This is a genomic window from Guyparkeria sp. TX1 (assembly GCF_046523965.1).
Classification (GTDB): domain Bacteria; phylum Pseudomonadota; class Gammaproteobacteria; order Halothiobacillales; family Halothiobacillaceae; genus Guyparkeria.
This window is the reverse complement of record NZ_CP144142.1, coordinates 1634178-1652051: the sequence shown is the minus strand read 5'-3', so window position 1 is coordinate 1652051 and position 17874 is coordinate 1634178. Positions and strand designations below refer to the sequence as shown.

Here is a 17874-nt window from a genome sequence, read left to right as displayed (position 1 = left end):
TCGGGTCGCTCGTGGCGACAATCAGTTCTTGTTGTCCATCTGCAAGACGGCGAGGAACGCCTCCTGGGGCACCTCGACCTTGCCGATGTTCTTCATCCGCTTCTTGCCGGCCTTCTGCTTTTCGATCAGCTTCTTCTTGCGCGAGACATCACCGCCGTAGCACTTGGCCAACACGTTCTTGCGCAGCGCCTTAACGTTGGTCCGCGCGATGATCTTGCCGCCGATGGCCGCCTGCAGTGCCACCTCGAACATCTGCTGCGGGATGAGCTCCTTGAGCTTCTCCACCAGCTCGCGGCCCCGCTGCTCGGCCTTGTCGCGGTGCACGATCAACGAGAGCGAGTCGACCGCCTCACCGTTGATCAGGATGTCCATCTTGACCAGGCGCGCCGCCTCGAAACGGTCCAGGTGGTAATCGAAGGAGGCATAGCCGCGCGAAACCGACTTCAGGCGATCGAAGAAGTCGAGCACCACCTCGGCCATCGGTAGATCGAAGATCAGAGTGACCTGATTGCCGGAATACAGCATGTTCTTCTGCACGCCGCGCTTTTCCATGCACAGGTTGAGTACCGGTCCGACATAGTCCTGCGGGCAGAGAATGTGCGCCTCGATGATCGGCTCGCGGATCTCGTTGATCAGCGTCGGTTCCGGCAACTGCGAGGGATTGTGGATCTGGTAGGTCGTGCCGTCCTTTTCCTCGATCTCGAAGATGACCGTCGGCGCGGTGGTGATCAGATCGATGTCGTATTCACGTTCGAGCCGCTCCTGGATGATCTCCATGTGCAGGAGCCCCAGAAAGCCGCAGCGGAAACCGAATCCCAGCGCGGTCGAGACTTCCGGCTCAAAATGCAGCGCCGCGTCGTTCAGGCGCAGCTTGCGCAGTGCCTCGCGCAGGTCGTCGTAGTGATCGGCCTCTACCGGGTAAAGACCGGAGAAGACCCGCGGCTGCATCTCCTTGAAGCCCGGCAGCGGGCCATCGGCCGGATTCTCGGCGTCGGTCAGGGTGTCCCCCACCTTGGCCGAATCGATATCCTTGATACCCGCGATGACGAAGCCTACCTCGCCGGCGAATAGCCCGTCGCGGGCCAGCGTCTTGGGGGTGAACACGCCCGTCTTGTCGACGGTGAACACGTCGCCCGTGCCCATGGCCTTGATCTTCGCCTTGGGCCGAATCGCCCCGTCGATGACGCGCACCAACGCGACCACGCCGACGTAGTTGTCAAACCACGAATCCACGATCAGCGCCTTGAGCGGGCCGTCCTCGTTGCCTTCTGGCGGCGGGATCTGCTCGATCAGGCGCTCGACCACCTCGTCGACGCCCTCGCCCGTCTTGGCCGAGCAGGTCACGGCGTTCTGTGCCTCGATGCCGATGATGTCTTCGATCTCGGCCTTGACCCGATCGGGTTCGGCGGCCGGCAAGTCAATCTTGTTGAGCACCGGCACGACTTCAAGTCCAAGGTCGATCGCTGTGTAACAGTTGGCGACCGACTGGGCCTCGACGCCCTGCGAGGCATCCACCACCAGCAATGCCCCTTCACAGGCAGCAAGCGAACGCGACACCTCGTAGGAGAAGTCCACGTGCCCGGGCGTGTCGATGAAGTTCAGGCGATAGGTCTCACCGTCGCGGGAGTGATAGTCCAGCGAGACGCTCTGCGCCTTGATGGTGATACCGCGCTCGCGCTCGATATCCATGGAATCGAGCACCTGCGCGCTCATCTCGCGCTCTTCCAGGCCTTCACAGCGCTGGATGATGCGATCGGCCAGGGTCGACTTGCCGTGGTCAATGTGCGCAATGATCGAGAAATTGCGAATCCGGGAGAGTCGCTCGGACGCCATAGAGGTTTAACTTTCGGTTCGTGGGGAAAGCCCCGCGGGCAACGAAAACGCGCCGCGAGAAGAGCCGCACAGTATATAGGGCGAGGGATCGGGCTGCACGAATCCGGCGCCACCCTGGCCTAACTGAATGCCTCTTGCGCCGGGCAGATGCACGAGGCGCGGAGGGGTACCGGATTCGTGTAGGCCCTTCCCCGGAGCCCGCAGAGTCAGCGCGACTGATGCGGGTTGCCCGAAAAGGCGGGCATGAAGAAACGTTGTTTGCCATCACGTTCGACCAGGAACAGCACGAGATCGTTGCCCTTACCGCTGCGGTTGTGCGCGATGCGAGCGATCTCTCGATACGCCTCGGACAGCGTCCCCACGGGCTGGCGATCGATCGAGATCAACCGATCCCCCGGCATCAGTCCGGCGAGGGACGCGGGCCCCTTCGGATCAAGCTCACCGATACGCACCCCGCCTTCTTCCAGTGGCCGCAGGATCATGCCGAGGGTCTCGATCACGACCAGTTCCGGCTCTTCCGAAGACTCCGGGATGGTGGTATCCGACTGCGCCTCCTCCGGTTCGGGAAGCGAGGCCAACGTGATCTCCACATCACGCGTCTCCCCGTCGCTCCAAACCTCCAGGGATGCCTCGGAACCCGGCGGCAACGATCCCAACGCTTCGGTCAGGTCGGCGCCATCTTTGATAGGAATGCCATTGACCGCGAGGATGATGTCCCCTGCCACAATCGACGAGTCGGCCGCCGGCGAGCCCTCGACGATACGCACCACCTCGGCGCCACGAGCCTCATCAAGGCCCAGGCGGTCGGCAAGCTGACGATTAACACCGCGCACCTCGACGCCGACGTAACCCCGCTTGACCTCACCGTTCTGTTTTATCTGACGGATCACGTCGACGACGTAGTTGATCGGGATGGCGAACGAGATGCCGTTGAAGGCGCCGGATTCGGTGAATATCTGGGCATTGATGCCGACCACCTGCCCGCTCGTGTTGAATAGCGGACCGCCCGAATTGCCCGGATTGATGGCGACATCGCTTTGAATGAAGGGCACATAGGGCTGGTTTGCTTGACCGGGAAGATGCCGACCCAGCCCACTAATGACCCCGGCGGTCACGGTCTGGTCGAACCCGTAGGGCGAACCGATAGCCAGCGCCCATTGCCCAGGGCGCACCGCATCCGAATCGCCGAGCGAGACCGCCGGCAGGCTATCGGCCTCCACCTTGAGCAGCGCGATATCGCCAATACCGTCAACACCCACCACGTCGGCAACCAGCTCGCGACCATCGCTCAAGCGCACGAACACCTTGTTTGCCCCATCAATCACATGGGCGTTGGTGACGACGTGGCCATCCTCGCTGAGGATAAAGCCCGACCCATCGTTTTCCTGTGGCAACAAAGGTCCGGGCAACTCATCCGCGCGCTCCCCAAACAGGCCGCGCATCCAGTCGTGACGGCTGTCACCGCCCTCCCCCTGTTCAGACAGGGAAGGCAGGCTGCTGACGCTGGTGATGTTAACGACAGACGAGGCATTGGCCTCCACCAACTCGGTGAAGTCCGGCAAGCCAGTCACCTGCTCGGGTGGGCGCTGATCCTCGGGATCCGTGCAACCCATCATCCACAGCGGCGATAACAGAACGAGCGTGAGTACCCGCGGGAACCTCGTAAGGCGCGGAAAGATCATTCGGAGTGAATGCATCGGGAAACGACCGGGGAAACGTGAAAGACGGGAACTCGGGGCCGCGCGGCGGCAATGCCGCATGCTAAGCCACATGGCGGATGCGCAAGGTTACTCCGAATAAGCGCCAAGAAAAATCAATCCGTTACGACGCCTTATTCGGTGACTCGTCGGCCTGACGAAGCGTGATCTCGTGCAGCACGGGGAAGAATGCCCCGGAGCGGGCCTGACGTTGTTGGCGGCCACGCACGAACAGCAAGGCGCCGGCCAATCCGGTAATTGCGCCCAGAACCGTCAAGCCTTCCCGCGCAAAAAGCATCTCGGTCAACAGCGCGCCCACGAGGAGGCCGACAAGCGGAGCGAGATAGAGCCACAACGATGCCGTCAGCACCGCTCGTTGCGATAGCGCGATCACCACGTGGTCGCCCACCGACAATGCTTCTTCTGTCGGCAAATAGAGCCGATGGCGGGGCAAACGAAACAGCCGTTGGAACACACTGACGCCACAGCCACGACCTTCGCGGCAATTGGCGCAACCGCTCTGGCCTTCCGACTCGAGCCAGGCGCCACCAGCCTCCACGGCGACAACCCGTGCCGCCTCGAGCACAGGCTGGTCAATCGCCGCCCGTTCCTGATCCATTATTCACCCGAGCCGGGCTCGACGTGTTCCGTACCCGCCGAGGCCACGTCACGCACCGTGTTTTCGACCAGGGATTCGACAGTTGCCGAGGGCACGTCGCCCATGGCGGTAATGCGCACGTTGTCGACACTGCGCGCGGCCATCGTCATGCCCTGGTCGGTACGTGTCACCTGTTGCGCAGCGTCGCTATCGCGTTTCTCCACGAAAACCGAAGCCGTTGCTAACCCATCGGTGATCACCATGTGCTCGAAATACTGGCCAGTGACCGGGTTACGCCGCCAACTACGCGAGCTGATTGTGTAGCCGGTCGGCAACGGATCAACAACCCAGCCACTCTGGCGGATGGGTGCCTGCTCTACGGGCTCGCCACCCAGCTCGATCTGCTCGAAATCTTCCTCGAGCCCCGCGAGCAGTTGGTCCTGGAACGTCAGTTCCACCGAGTCCAACGATTCGACCTGCGTGAACTGGTTATGCTCGATCGGACGACCGCGCTCATCGTAGATGCTCATGCGGAGCAGCAATGGCTCCTGGTCGCCAATGCAGAGCTTGTACCCGTATCGATAATCATCGCGCGGCACGACGGCCATCATGTTGCAGGTCATTCCGGCCACGCGACTGCCACCCAGATCGATCAAGCGGTAATCATCCTCGAGTTGATCGATGGATTCGAAACGCTCGCCGGAAAGTCGGCTGTTGATGTTGGGATAGTCGCCCAACATCACCTGACGGCGCTCCGGCCACAAACAGGCGCATCGTTCGCCCAGTCGGCGGATCTCCCGGACTTCACCGTTCTCGGCAACCAACAGTTCGACACGCTTGCCATCAATCTGGCGGTGCACCACTCGCATCAGGTCGATCTGGTCGCCACGGACGTGAATGAACCGGCCCCCGTAGGTGCGGCTGGCCATGGCCTCAACCATCGATCGCACACGGTCACGCAGGGTTTCCGTGTCGGTTTGGCCGGCGCCCTCCGCCGGGGTTTCCAGGCTGCTGACCCCTTCCTGCTCGGCGGGAAGGGCCTTGAGCAGTGGTTCCGCCCTGGCGGGCGCACAGCAGAAGGCCACCCCCGCCAAAGCGAGAGTGGCCAACGAGAATGGCTTGCTAAAAGGCAACCGCAATGCTTGCATCACGCCTCGCTTACTTCCGGTCAAAGGTCGTGGCCCGCGCCTCGGGGCCGGTGGTGCCGAATTCGGGCGACGCCATACGGTAATGGGTCACCACGTAGGGGTCCGGACCGGCCCCGCTACGCCCCGTCGCCCAATCGGGAAGCTTGGAGCCGTTACTCGGCGCCGTGGAGACTTGAACAACACCACTTTGCTGAGCCTTGGCCGCAAGCGCTGCCGGCGAGGCATCCTCAGGCAATTGTTGCGCGTTGAGTGACGCCATGACGGCACGATCGTTATCCGTCTCGCCCTCGGCCTGCATGGGCGTCTCTACGTCAACTGCCGAGCGCTCCCCGGTTGACAGAGTCAAGCCAACGGCTGTCACCGCGGCGAACAGCGAGGCAGCCATGGCCCCCTGCCAGACGCGGCGGGACTGCCAGTTGCGAGCGGTGGGCAACGAGACAACCTTGCCGCCGCCCGGACGTTCGGCATCCGGAATCTCGTCAAGGCGCGCGTTGATCGAATCAAGCAGATCACGCGTGACCAGCGGCTCGCCGCGCAGCCGGCTACCGATCAGATCGTAGTCGCGGGTATGCGAGCGAACGCCGTCGACATCGGCCAACAGTGCGTCGATTTCTCGCTCGCCCGCCTGCCATTCATCGTCCCACCAGTCGGAAACGGTGTCCCGAAGGGTTGTTGGATCGTTTGCTTGCCGTTGTTTCATCACAGTTGCCACCTAAATTAACCGCCTTTGAACGGTTCAATCGACTGTTCAATGGCTTCACGGGCGCGGAAAATCCTCGACCGTACCGTCCCGATCGGGCAGTCCATGACCGCCGCGATCTCGTCGTAACTGAGCCCTTCCATCTCTCGCAGCGTCAAGGCGGTGCGCAGGTCCTCGGGCAGTTCGGAGATAGCCCGATCAATGGCCCCCTTGAGTTCCTCGGTCGCTGCGAGCGCGTCAGGCGTTCCGCCATCACGCAACGCTTCGGGCTCCATCATTGGTTCGTCTGACTCGTCCGATCCGCCGGAGTTCAACGAAACCATGTAACCGCCCCTCGCATCCGAGGCAAGCTGGTTCTTGGCGGTGTTGACGGCAATGCGATAGATCCAAGTGTAGAACGCGCTGTCCCCCCGAAAACGCTCCAGTGCCCGGTAGGCCTTGATGAAGGTTTCCTGAGACAGATCAAATACTTGCTCGGGATCGCGAATGTAACGCGCAATCAGACGCTGCACGCGATGTTGATATTTCAGGACCAGGAGATCGAAGGCTCGCCGGTCGCCCTTGCGGGCGCGGGCCACTAGGGCCTTGTCGTTCTCCTCGGCGCTCATTTTCGTATCCGGTCCTACCTTGCGTACAAATCGTTAATTTAAGAGAGGTGAAGTTGCGGCATTTCGGGCGACACGGTTGGGTTGGTTTGTCAGCCAACCTCGGTCGCCTTCAAGACCCCGCGTCTGATCAGGCAATGCCCGCCCCCGCCCGAGGCGCCTAAGCACGTATACTCGCCGGGCGGTATTGTACCGAAAAACCACGCTTGAGACATATACCGCAGGCCGTATCCGCATGGCCCACGGAAAGAGGACTCGTAAGCCTTCATGAGCGATCAAAACGACAGCAGCACCCTTCAGAGCGACATCCTGATCATTGGTTCGGGAGCGGCCGGCCTGGCCATGGCCCTGCGGCTCCCAGAGAACCTGCGGGTGCTGGTGCTCAGCAAGGCGGAATTGGTCGGGGGAAGCACACCCTGGGCACAGGGCGGAATCGCCGCGGCCCTTGGTGGCCCCCAGGACATCGATCAACACATCGAGGACACCATAAAGGCCGGCGCCGGCCTGCCCGAGCGCGAGGTGGTCGAACGGGTGGTACGTGCCGGCCCGGAACAGATCGAGTGGCTCAAGTCACTGGATATGCCCTTCAGTCACGATCACGATGACCCAGAACGCCTCCACCTGACACGCGAGGGCGGCCACAGCCAGCGCCGCGTCGCCCATGCCGCCGATCACACCGGCCGCTCCCTGATGGAAACGCTGGTCAGCGCCGTCCGCGCCCGCAAGAATGTCACCGTACTCGAGCACCACAACGCCGTCGACCTGATCACCGCTCGTCGGCTGGGCGAGACACGAGACGCCTGCCTGGGCGCCTACGTACTCGACATCAAAAATGATCGGGTGATCACAGTGCGGGCTCGGCATACGGCCCTCGCCACGGGCGGTGCCGCAAAGGCGTACCTGTTCACCACCAATCCCGACGGCGCCACCGGCGACGGCATCGCGATGGGGTGGCGTGCGGGCTGCCGGGTCTCGAACATGGAATTCATCCAGTTCCACCCCACCTGCCTGTACGAGCCGCGCGCCAAATCCTTTCTGATCAGCGAAGCGGTGCGCGGTGAAGGCGGCGTGCTGCTGCGACCGGATGGCACTCGATTCATGCCCGAGCACCACCCTGACGCCGAACTGGCGCCGCGTGACATCGTCGCCCGGGCCATCGATGCCGAGATCAAGCGGCTGGGCATCGATTGCGTTTACCTGGACATCAGCTTCAAGGGACGCGAGTTCATCGAGACCCACTTCCCGATGATCCACGCCCGCTGCCTAGAGTTCGGCTACGACATGACCCGTGAGCCGCTGCCAGTCGTCCCGGCCGCCCACTACACCTGTGGCGGGGTGATGGTCGACAAACACGGGCGCACCGACATCGAGAACCTCTACGCCATCGGCGAAACCGCCCATACCGGCCTGCACGGGGCCAATCGACTGGCCAGCAACTCGCTGCTTGAATGCCTCGTCTTCGCCCAAGCTGCCGCTGAACGCATTGCCGAAGCCCCGGAAGCGGCCGTTCGCGAGCACCCGACCATCCCCGCCTGGGACGAAAGCCAGGTCACCGATCCGGACGAGGCCGTGGTGGTCACCCACAACTGGGACGAACTGCGGCGCAGCATGTGGAGCTATGTCGGGATCGTGCGCACCACCAAACGCCTGTACCGCGCCCGGGACCGCATCAACCTCCTGCGCCGCGAGATACACGACTACTACGCGCATTTCCGTGTCAGCAACAATCTGATCGAACTGCGCAACCTGGTGGAAGTCGCCGACCTGATCGTCCGCTCAGCACTCACGCGCCACGAAAGCCGTGGACTGCATTTCAGCAAGGATTTCCCGCAAACCAACCCTCGGGCCGAGCACTTCAACACCGTGCTAGTCCCACCTCCGGCACGCCCCTACCCAAGCGTCCGCGATCGTCACCACGGCACACCGCTGCAAGGCTGACGCACACCCTCCTACAAAAAAAGCCAGGCACATGCCTGGCTTTCGTGTTTCCGGTCGGGCTCGTCCCGACCGGTCAAGTCAAACGGCTTACTGACCGTATTCGATCACCGCACGGCGGTTCTTCGACCAGGCGGATTCGCCACTGCCGTCCACGGCCGGGCTCTCTTCACCGTAGCTGACGGTATCGATCTGGCTCGAGGAAACGCCGTAGGAGAGCAGCACGTCACGAACGGCATTGGCACGCTTTTCACCCAGCGCGATGTTGTACTCGCGGCTGCCACGCTCATCGGTGTGACCTTCGATTACCACTTCGCGATTGCCGTTTTCCTTGAGGAAATCGGCATTGGCTTGCAGCATGCCCTGATACTGGCCGGCAACCGAGTACTCGTCGAAGCCGAAGTAGACGACGCGCTCACGCTCGGCCGGCTGACCTTCGTACATCTGGGATTCGCTCATACCGCCATCGCCATACATGCCGGTGCTTTGTGCGCCATCGGCGGAATCGGCGCCGTCCCCGGCACCCGCCCCCGAATCCGGCGTGGAGCTACACGCCGAGAGGACCACGGCCAGTGCACCGACAGAAGCAAGATAGGACCAACGCATAATTCGATCTCCTTGAATTGGGATACTTCAGTCAACACGAGACTGAGAAAAACAATAGCACAGCACCCGACCGGCAAAACCGTATCGAGTTGCTGCGCTGTGACTTGGAACACAGCAATCCGGTTCCCACGCCACGCGGCCTTTTTGCTTTAGCGCCACACGGCGTGTTGTATATCCACAACAACAGATGCCCGGCTTGACACCAACCGGCTCGATCGCGGAAGATGCGCGGGCTTCGGAGGGTTGGCAGAGCGGTTGAATGCACCGGTCTTGAAAACCGGCAAGGGTTAATAGCCCTTCCAGGGTTCGAATCCCTGACCCTCCGCCACCAGATCGGACGAATGAGACACCTCCGGGTGTCTTTTTTGTTTTTGAGCTAGCCCACGCCGCCACCGTCGGTGGATTCTCGATCCAGGGATTGGGTCGAAGCACGCTGGACATCGGTGAAAGGCGCTTACAGGAAGGAACGCATGCAGGCACTGGAACTCATCCGCACCGGCATTGCCGAGAACACGGATATCGACCCCGCCACCGTGACCCCGTCGAGCCGGCTCGATGAGCTCGGCGTCGATTCGTTCACCCTGCTCGAATTGATCTTTACGCTCGAGGAACAAATGGAAATCGAACTGGGAAGCGACGTCGGCACGCCGGAGACTGTCCAGGACCTGATCGACATCCTCCAGCCCCATTTGCCCACCAATGGCTGAATCCCGCCGCCAGGCACGGGTCGTCGTTACCGGCCTTTCGATTCTCGACCCGCTCGGCGGTGACACGAATGCAGTATTCGAACGCGCCGTGGCCGGCCAGTCCAGCGTTCGCCTGTTTCCCTACGGCGACGAGGCGATCGGCGGCTCTACGCCGGCCGTCCACTTCGACCCGATCGACTTCGAGGCGCGGCTCGGCAAGACCACCTGCCGCAGCACCGATCCCTTCGCACGCCTGGCCCTGCTAGCCACCGAGGAGGCCTGGCAACAGGCACAATTGACGCGACCGGCCAAGGAACCCGATCCGCGCGCCGGGGTCCACTGGGGAACCGCGCTCGGGGGCATCAACACCTTCGAGAGTGGCTATCGCGCCTTTTGGAAGGAGGGACGCAAGCGACTCTCGCCGATGTCCGTGGTCATGGGCATGAACAACGCCGCCGCCTCGCAGATCGGTATCCGCTACGGGCTGGGCGGACGGTCCGTGACCCATAGCGTCGCCTGTGCCTCGGCCGCCATCGCCATCGGCGAGGCCTACGAGCGCATCCGTGACCGTGAAATGGACCTGATGGTCGCCGGTGGCTCTGATCTGCCACTCGGCGTCGGGGTACTGCGGGCCTGGGATGCAATGCACATGCTCGCCCCGGGCGACGAGAGCAGTGCCCACCGGGCCTGCCTGCCATTTCACCCGGATCGCCGCGGACTGGTGCTTGCCGAAGGCGCGGCCTGCCTAGTACTCGAATCGCTGGAACACGCCCAGCGCCGGGGGGCACCGATCCTGGCCGAGCTGGCCGGCTACGGTGCCTCGAACGACGCCAACCACGTCGTCCGCCCGGACCACCGCGGTCAGGTTCGGGCCATCCGGGCGGCACTGGCCGATGCCGAGCTTGCCCCCGATGCGGTTGGCTACATCAACGCGCACGGCACCGCCACGACGGAGGGCGATGCCATCGAGGTGCGCGCCATCCGCGAGGCCTTTGGTGACCGTTGCGCCGAACGGTTGCCGGTCAGCGCGACCAAGGCCGTCCATGGCCACGCGATGGGCGCAACCGGTGCAATCGAGGCGGCACTGACCGTCCTGGCGCTGCAACAGGGTAAACTCCCGCCGACCGCGCATCTGGATCGGCTTGATTCCGCCTGCGAGGGGGTCGATCACGTACGCGGCACGGCGCGTGAGGCCCCTGACATCCGGGCGGCGCTGTCGAACTCGTTCGCATTCGGCGGCACCAATGCCGTGCTGGCCTTTGCGTGCCCCGACGGCTGACGTGCCGCGCCCCTTTTTATCACCGACAGACCGACTCAAACGATGACCGAAAGCCACGACAACACCATCGATGCCCTGATCCCCGAGGTTGCCGCCGAACTGGTGGTGGCCCTGAACCTCGACGAGACGCCCGAGGAAATCGATCCCGACGAACCATTGTTCGGCGACGGGCTGGGTCTCGATTCCATCGACGTGCTGGAAATCGCCCTGGTCGTCTCGCGGCGCTACGGATTGAACCTGCGCTCCGACGACGACCGAAACGAGCAGATATTCGCCTCGCTGCGTGACCTATGCCGCTTCATCGCCGAGAACCGGACCAAGTAAGCGGCGACTGTGCCGCCACGCGACTCCGTGGCTGGCTGATCGGCGCCATGGTGGCGCTCAACGTCGTGTTCGCCCATCTGTTCGCCGGGCAGGATCAGGTCTCGCTCGCCCAGGCGGCATTGGCCGTCGGCCCGCTGGGCATCGTCGCACTGATCCTTGTTCTTCCTCGCTTGAACCGAATCGGCGGCCTGATTGGGCTCGTCGGGCTATCGCTGCTGGTGCTGGGTACCGCGACCGTCCTGCACGACCGGGTTTCGCTGCTCTACCTGTTGCAACATCTGGCGGTCCACATTGCACTGGCCGCCTTTTTCCTAACCAGCCTGCAATCAGGCCGGGTCCCCGCCTGCACGCGTTTCGCCGAACAGGTCCACGACGCCATGACGCCGGCACTGAATCGCTACACCCGGCAAGTCACCTGGGCATGGGGGCTGTTCTTTGTCATCAATGGCGCCTTCTCGGTGGCATTGATGGCCCTTGCCGGGCCGGCCATCTGGGCCGACTACGCCGTCTACGCCACCTTCCCGCTGGTCGCCCTGATGTTCGTGCTGGAGTACCTGGTGCGACTTGGGGTACTGCCGCGCGAGGATCTTTCCAGCCCTTGGAGTGCGGTCATCGCCTACCGCCGCCACGTTCGTGAACGCGCCGAACGACGGAGCCAGCCATGATCGACGCCACGTCCGACTCCATCCCGCTGGCCCCGGATGGCAACCTCCACCGGGTGTTACTGCTGGACGGCGACAACCCCTGGACGGTTGCCGACGTGTTGGCCACCGCACGAGAACTACAGCAAGCACTCGGCGCCCTGCCCGGCCCGGTCACGCATCTGATCAACCTTGCGGGCCGCCGCGACCAGTTCCTGGTAGGTCTCGTCGCCGGCATCCTCGGCGCACAGGTGAGCCTCATGCCCTCGACCCGCAGTCGTGGCGCGATCGAGGACCTACTTGCCGACCATCCGGATACCGTGATCCTCCACGACAGTGACCAGTCGCTCGAACCGGTCCTGGCCGCCTGTGGCCCACACCTGACGATCCCGCCCTTGCGCAGGGCGAAACCGCCATCCGAGGGGGTTGCCGAGGTCCCGCGCATCGCCGCCGACCAACTGGTCGCACGGGTATTCACCTCGGGCACCACCGGCAAGCCCAAGGGGCATGACAAGCACTGGGGTCGACTAGTCGCGAACGCCCAGGTTGCGGGCAGTGCCCTCACCACCCGAAATCGCGACGCGATCAAGGCGAACCACGGCCAATTCGACGGCATCCACCTGCTCGGGACAGTGCCGTCCCAGCACATGTACGGCTTCGAGTCGCTGATCCTCGCCGCGCTCTGTGGCGGCGCCACCCTGTCCGTCGATCAACCCTTTTTCCCCGGTGATATCGCCGCCTCGCTGGCCCGATTGCCATCGCCGCGCATGCTGGTGACCACGCCCTACCACCTGCATCACCTACTTGCCTCGGAATGTGCCCTGCCACCCTGCGAATACATCCTCTGTGCCACGGCACCACTCGATCCCGGGCTTGCCACCCAGGCCGAACAGACCTTGGGCGGGGTACTCCAGGAGATCTACGGTTCGACCGAGACGGGCCAGATTGCCGTGCGCCAACCAACCGAAGGCGCCGACTGGCAACTGATGGACGGTGTTCGCCTCGAGGAAACGGCCAGTGGCGAGGTGATCGCCTCGGGTGGACATGTCGAACACCCGGTTTCCTTGGCAGATTGCATCGAAGTGATGAATGAGGGCCGCTTCCGACTGATCGGCCGCCTTGCCAATCAGGTCAACATTGCCGGGAAACGCAGTTCAATCGAGTATCTGAACGCCACCCTGCAGGCGATCGACGGCGTGGAGGACGGCGTGTTCTTTCGTCCACGCTCGACCGGCTCCGATGGTCGGCAACCCGAGCGTTTGGCTGCGGTGGTGCGTGGACCGGGACTGACCGCCGACTCGATTCGCCGCGCCCTGCGGGAACGACTCGACCCCGTCTTCCTGCCCCGCCCCCTCTTGCTCGTCGAGCAGATGCCGGTCAATGCCACCGGCAAAATCACGCGCGATGCCCTCGATTCCCTGTTGACGGACAGCAACGATTCCGACCACCAACGACGGGATGCGAGCTGATGAACCATCCTAGCCAATTCCTGGCCGAATGGACGCCGTCATCGCAGTCACATGTGTTCGCCGGGCATTTCCCGGAAAACCCCCTCCTTCCCGGCAGCATGCTCCTCGACTGGGCCGTGTCGGCATGGGCCAACGCCAATCAACATAGCGTCGCCGATTGCTCCGTGCGCCAGGCGCGCTTTCTCGCCCCTGCCCGCCCGGACGTGCCGCTCCAACTCGAACAGCAAACTGCCCGCCGAAACCGCACACGTTTGCAGATCCTGGCAATGCCCAGCGACGGTGAGGCCTATGTCGTGCTGGACGCACTGCTCGACTCACCCGGTCACGGTGGCGTGGAGGAGAGTCCGTGAACGAGCCGGAGGCCGAATCCAACCAGTGGCATGCACGCCGGGAACGGGGCCACCCGGCGCTGATCCGGTTGATGGCGTTCCTCTCACGTTGGGCCGGCCGGCGTGCGACTCGACTGCTGCTCGCCCCCATCAGCCTCTACTTCCTGCTGTTCGTCCCGGCCGCCCGGCGCGCCAGCCGGGATTTTCTGCGCCAGGTCCACGGCCGACCGCCGCGCCTGCCCGAGATCTACCGGCACTTCCATGCGTTTGCCAGCACGATCCACGACCGGGTGTTCTTCCTCAGCGGACGCTTCGATGCGTTCGAGATCGAGGTGGAGGGCGGTGAGTGTTTCGAGCCCCCGGAGTCAGCGATCCTCGTCGGGGCGCATTTCGGCAGCTTCGACGTCCTGCGCGCCATGGGTCGTGTCGAGCGCGATTTGCCCATCAGCATGATGATGTACCCGGAGAACGCCCGGAAGATCCAGCGCGTGCTGGCCGCCATCAACCCGGAGCGGGCGCGAGACATCATCCCGCTCGGGCGGATCGACTCGATGCTCGAGGCGGGCGCCCGTCTTGACCAAGGGGAACTGATTGGCATGCTTGCCGATCGTAGCCTCGATGGGGATCCGATGGGCACGCGGCCGTTTTTCGGTCGACCGGCGCGTTTTGCCGCCGGCCCCTTTCGAATGGCCGCGATACTCCGCCAGCGACTGTTGTTCATGGCCGGCATCTACCTGGGCGGCAACCGCTACCGGATTCACTTCGAGCCGCTGGCTGATTTTCGCCAGGTGTCGCGGCGTGAACGCTCGAAGGCCGTCGAAGCCGCCATGGATCGCTATGTCGAACGCCTCGAGGCGCTGGTGCGTGAGCACCCCGAGAACTGGTTCAATTTCTTCGATTTCTGGGCAGGCGCCCGGGACACGCCGTCATGGGAAACCGGCTCGCAGCGAACCGACTCACCATCCCGGAGGGCAAACCGCGAACCGACCACCCAAGCTTCACCCGAGGAGCGATCATGACCCTGTCGATCTTCCGACGTTTCGCCGTCCTGCTCCTGTTAAGCCTGCCACTACCGACGTACGCCATCGACATCGAGGAGCTCGCGGCCGCTCTGGCCGAGCGTGGCGCCGACAGCACGGAATACCAGCAGACGCGGTATCTCGGCATCCTCGACGAGCCACTGGAATCCAGCGGCCGTCTCTCTTTCGAGCCCCCCGATCGTCTCGTTCAGGAACAACGTGAACCCGAGGCCCGCACCCTCACGCTCGACGGCGAGCAACTGACATTCGAGGCCGACGGTCGACGACGCGTCGTGGAACTGGATGACTCCCCCGAGGGCGCAGCGCTGGCCGACAGCCTGCGCGGTATCCTCAATGGTCGGGTCGACGTGCTGCGCGAGGACTACGAGTTGGTGCTGCACCAACGATCGGGCGATGGCTGGCGATTGAACCTGTTGCCGCTACGCGACGAGTTGGCCGACCGTATTCGCCGCATCGAGGTCATCGGACAGATCGACGCGGGTATCGCCAATGTCGAGCGGTTGACGCTGGAATTCGCCAACGGCGATCGCAGCGTGATGCGGCTCGACCAGCATCGGGAAGATGAGCCGGATGACGAGCCAGCGTCACCATGAGCTTGCGTCTCAAGCATTCACTGACCCTCGGTCTGTGGCTGACGGTCGTGTTGCTGGCCATCTATTCGATCACCCAGACCCGCTTCACGGCGGACATGTCTGCCTTCCTGCCGGCCTCGCCCAGCCCGGAGCAACAGCTGCTGGTGGATCAGCTCCAGCAAGGCGCGGTCTCGCGCACCTTCCTCGTCGGGATCGAGGGCGGGACCGATGAGCAGCGTGCCGAGGCCAGTCGGCAACTGCATGCCAACCTGGTCGATGACCCCGCCTTCGCCGCCATACAGAACGGCGATCGGGCCCACCAGGAGCAGGCCCGCCAGTTCCTGTTCGAGCACCGCTATCTCCTGAGCCCGGCCGTCGATACCGAGCGGTTCTCCGTCGAGGGGCTGACCAGCGCCATTGGCAAGTCGATCCGCGACCTCAACTCGCCGCTGGGCGACGTCACCCGCGAGCTCTTCCCGCGCGATCCCACGGGTGAAATGCTGGCGCTGCTCGACCGACACGATTCAGGCAGCGGCCCGGCTCGGTGCTGTGGCGTCTGGTCGTCTTCCGATCGGTCGACCATGCTGCTCGTCGCGCAGGCCAGTGCGTCTGGCTCCGACACCGACGGGCTCGCCCGTGCCTCCCAACGCATCAAGGACACATTCGACACCATCCGCGACGACGTTGACCCGTCCCTGCATCTCGCGATCGCCGGTTCACCGATGTTTGCCATCGAGGCACGCGACCGCATCAAGGCCGAGGTCACCCTGTTCACGACCATCAGCGTGATCCTGGTGACCCTGGTGCTGCTGCTCGCCTATCGCTCGCTGCCCGTGCTGCTGGCCGGGTTGTTGCCGGTCGGCAGCGGGGTGGCGGTCGGCATTGCGATGGTCGGATTGGGCTTCGACGAGGTCCACGGCATCACGATCGGTTTTGGTACCGCCCTGATGGGCGAGGCGATCGACTACAGCATCTACTACTTCGTCCAGTCACGGCAGGCAGGCATGGATAGCGACGGGCAACGGGCGGGACAACGTGCCTGGCTCCGCGACTACTGGCCCACCGTGCGCCTCGGGCTGATCACCTCGTTGATCGGTTTCGCCGCCCTGCTCTTCTCGGGCTTCCCGGGGTTGATGCAGATCGGTCTCTACGCGATGACCGGCCTGCTGACCGCGGCGTTGGTCACGCGCTACGTTCTGCCGATCCTGGGGCCCCGGCTGCCCCGCGCGGACATTGCCGGGCTGGGCCGACGGCTCGAGCGTCCGGTCGCCGGAATGCGGCGATTGCGCCCCGTTGCCGTGCTGATCGGCGGATTGGCCGTGGTCGTGCTCGTCTTCCAGCAGGACGGCTTCTGGCGAGATACGCTTTCCGGGCTGGCCCCGATCGACCCCGCACTCGAGGCCACCGACACCCGCCTGCGCGTGGAACTCGGCTCCCCGAGCCCCCGCCATCTGGTCGTGGTAAAGGGCGAGGACAGGGAGGTCGCACTACGCGCGGCCGAACGCGTCACCTCGATACTGGATCAGCAGGTCGAGGCTGGCCTGCTCGCCGGTTATCGCTCGCCTACCGAGACGCTGCCCTCGCTGGCAACGCAGCGCGCGCGCCAAACGGCCCTGCCGGCTCGCGAGGAACTGGAGCAACGCCTTGAGCAGGCACTGGCCGACCTGCCGGTATCGCCCAATCGGCTGCAAGGCTTCATCGATGACGTGGCGCGCCAGAAAAAGGCGGCGGCGATGGAACTGGCGGATCTCGAGGGCACGCCCCTCTGGCTCGCGGTCGCCGGGCAGTTGCCATCCGATGCCGCGGCGGGTCAAGCCGTGGCGGTCATCACCCTGCACACCGACGACACCAGCCCGCAGGAAATGGCGTCGCTGCGCGAGGCGATCGCCCCGGTCGAATCCGCCGTGCTCATCGACCTGCTCACGGAGTCGAACCGGCTCTACGCTCGCTACCTCAACACCACGCTTGTCGTGTCCCTCGCGGGCGCCGCAGCGATCGTCCTGCTGCTCCTGATCGTCCAGGCGAATCCTCGGCGCACGTTGCGCACGCTGCTGCCGATCACGCTTGCGGTCCTGCTGGTGGTGGCGGGGCACGCACTGTTTGGCGGGCAACTGACCCTGCTGCACCTGGTTGGCCTGCTGCTGGTCGCGGCAATCGGCTCGAACTACGCCCTGTTCTTCCAGCCGCCACCAGGCCAGAGCAACGGGCTGGACGCGCGCACCCTTGCGTCATTGACCCTGGCAACGACCACCACCGTCTGTGCCTTTGGTGTACTGGCATTCTCGTCGGTACCCGTGCTGCAGGCCATCGGGGCCACGGTAGCGCCGGGGGCGCTTGCCGCCTGGCTGCTGGCCGCGATCTTCGCCACCCCTGCCGCCCGCCCGTTACCTGACATGACAGGACAAACCTGAG

The 17874-nt window shown here is 63.9% G+C and carries 17 protein-coding genes and 1 tRNA gene; 11 read left to right on the top strand and 7 right to left on the bottom strand.

What is annotated here, in order from left to right; genetic code table 11:
* Positions 1–21: 21 nt before the first annotated feature.
* The 6 genes from lepA to rpoE all read right to left on the bottom strand — a co-directional run bounded on the left by lepA (position 22) and on the right by rpoE (position 6584).
* Positions 22–1833: a translation elongation factor 4 gene (lepA, locus tag VWP12_RS07730; protein WP_125198592.1), complete on the bottom strand. Its 1812-nt coding sequence runs from the start codon at positions 1831–1833 to the stop codon at positions 22–24.
* 206 nt (positions 1834–2039) lie between these two features.
* The gene (locus VWP12_RS07725; RefSeq protein WP_410473659.1) at positions 2040–3593 is read right to left on the bottom strand and encodes a trypsin-like peptidase domain-containing protein; all 1554 of its coding nucleotides are present in this window, start codon (positions 3591–3593) and stop codon (positions 2040–2042) included.
* A gap of 61 nt (positions 3594–3654) precedes the next feature.
* Positions 3655–4149, bottom strand: coding sequence for a SoxR reducing system RseC family protein (locus VWP12_RS07720; protein WP_410473658.1), 495 nt, complete (start codon positions 4147–4149; stop codon positions 3655–3657).
* The gene (locus VWP12_RS07715) at positions 4149–5237 is read right to left on the bottom strand and encodes a MucB/RseB C-terminal domain-containing protein (RefSeq protein ID WP_410473657.1); all 1089 of its coding nucleotides are present in this window, start codon (positions 5235–5237) and stop codon (positions 4149–4151) included. The genes VWP12_RS07720 and VWP12_RS07715 overlap by 1 nt, the downstream gene beginning before the upstream one ends.
* Before the next feature lie 49 nt (positions 5238–5286).
* Positions 5287–5976, bottom strand: coding sequence for a hypothetical protein (locus VWP12_RS07710; protein ID WP_410473656.1), 690 nt, complete (start codon positions 5974–5976; stop codon positions 5287–5289).
* A gap of 17 nt (positions 5977–5993) precedes the next feature.
* Positions 5994–6584, bottom strand: coding sequence for an RNA polymerase sigma factor RpoE (gene rpoE / locus VWP12_RS07705; protein WP_410473655.1), 591 nt, complete (start codon positions 6582–6584; stop codon positions 5994–5996).
* A gap of 264 nt (positions 6585–6848) precedes the next feature.
* Here rpoE and nadB point away from each other — a divergent pair, with 264 nt between their 5' ends.
* Positions 6849–8519, top strand: a complete 1671-nt coding sequence (gene nadB, locus VWP12_RS07700) for an L-aspartate oxidase (protein ID WP_410473654.1) — start codon at positions 6849–6851, stop codon at positions 8517–8519.
* 87 nt (positions 8520–8606) lie between these two features.
* Here the strand turns inward: nadB and pal are convergent, their stop codons facing one another.
* Positions 8607–8975 carry a peptidoglycan-associated lipoprotein Pal gene (gene pal / locus VWP12_RS07695; protein WP_410473653.1) on the bottom strand — a complete coding sequence of 123 codons (369 nt, stop codon included), beginning with the start codon at positions 8973–8975 and terminating at the stop codon, positions 8607–8609.
* A 384-nt stretch (positions 8976–9359) separates the two neighbouring features.
* On the opposite strand from pal, the gene VWP12_RS07690 reads away from it, so the two are divergent.
* The 10 genes from VWP12_RS07690 to VWP12_RS07645 all read left to right on the top strand — a co-directional run bounded on the left by VWP12_RS07690 (position 9360) and on the right by VWP12_RS07645 (position 17873).
* A tRNA-Ser gene (locus VWP12_RS07690) sits at positions 9360–9450 on the top strand.
* Between the two features lie 142 nt (positions 9451–9592).
* Positions 9593–9829, top strand: coding sequence for an acyl carrier protein (locus VWP12_RS07685; protein ID WP_125198584.1), 237 nt, complete (start codon positions 9593–9595; stop codon positions 9827–9829).
* Positions 9822–11087 (top strand): beta-ketoacyl-[acyl-carrier-protein] synthase family protein, encoded by a 1266-nt coding sequence (locus VWP12_RS07680; RefSeq protein WP_410473652.1) that lies wholly within the window; start codon positions 9822–9824, stop codon positions 11085–11087. The genes VWP12_RS07685 and VWP12_RS07680 overlap by 8 nt, the downstream gene beginning before the upstream one ends.
* Positions 11088–11129: 42 nt before the next feature.
* On the top strand, positions 11130–11411 hold the full coding sequence (locus VWP12_RS07675; protein ID WP_410473651.1) for a phosphopantetheine-binding protein: 282 nt from the start codon (positions 11130–11132) through the stop codon (positions 11409–11411).
* Positions 11378–12076 (top strand): hypothetical protein, encoded by a 699-nt coding sequence (locus VWP12_RS07670; protein WP_410473650.1) that lies wholly within the window; start codon positions 11378–11380, stop codon positions 12074–12076. Before VWP12_RS07675 ends, VWP12_RS07670 begins: the two co-directional genes overlap by 34 nt.
* Positions 12073–13521, top strand: coding sequence for an AMP-binding protein (locus VWP12_RS07665; RefSeq protein WP_410473649.1), 1449 nt, complete (start codon positions 12073–12075; stop codon positions 13519–13521). The genes VWP12_RS07670 and VWP12_RS07665 overlap by 4 nt, the downstream gene beginning before the upstream one ends.
* Positions 13521–13871, top strand: coding sequence for a hypothetical protein (locus VWP12_RS07660; RefSeq protein WP_410473648.1), 351 nt, complete (start codon positions 13521–13523; stop codon positions 13869–13871). Before VWP12_RS07665 ends, VWP12_RS07660 begins: the two co-directional genes overlap by 1 nt.
* Positions 13868–14869, top strand: coding sequence for an acyl-CoA synthetase (locus tag VWP12_RS07655; protein ID WP_410473647.1), 1002 nt, complete (start codon positions 13868–13870; stop codon positions 14867–14869). The genes VWP12_RS07660 and VWP12_RS07655 overlap by 4 nt, the downstream gene beginning before the upstream one ends.
* A complete protein-coding gene (locus VWP12_RS07650; protein ID WP_410473646.1) occupies positions 14866–15483 on the top strand; it encodes an outer membrane lipoprotein carrier protein LolA in 618 nt (205 codons plus the stop codon). The genes VWP12_RS07655 and VWP12_RS07650 overlap by 4 nt, the downstream gene beginning before the upstream one ends.
* Positions 15480–17873 (top strand): MMPL family transporter, encoded by a 2394-nt coding sequence (locus tag VWP12_RS07645; RefSeq protein WP_410473645.1) that lies wholly within the window; start codon positions 15480–15482, stop codon positions 17871–17873. The genes VWP12_RS07650 and VWP12_RS07645 overlap by 4 nt, the downstream gene beginning before the upstream one ends.
* Position 17874: the final 1 nt, after the last annotated feature.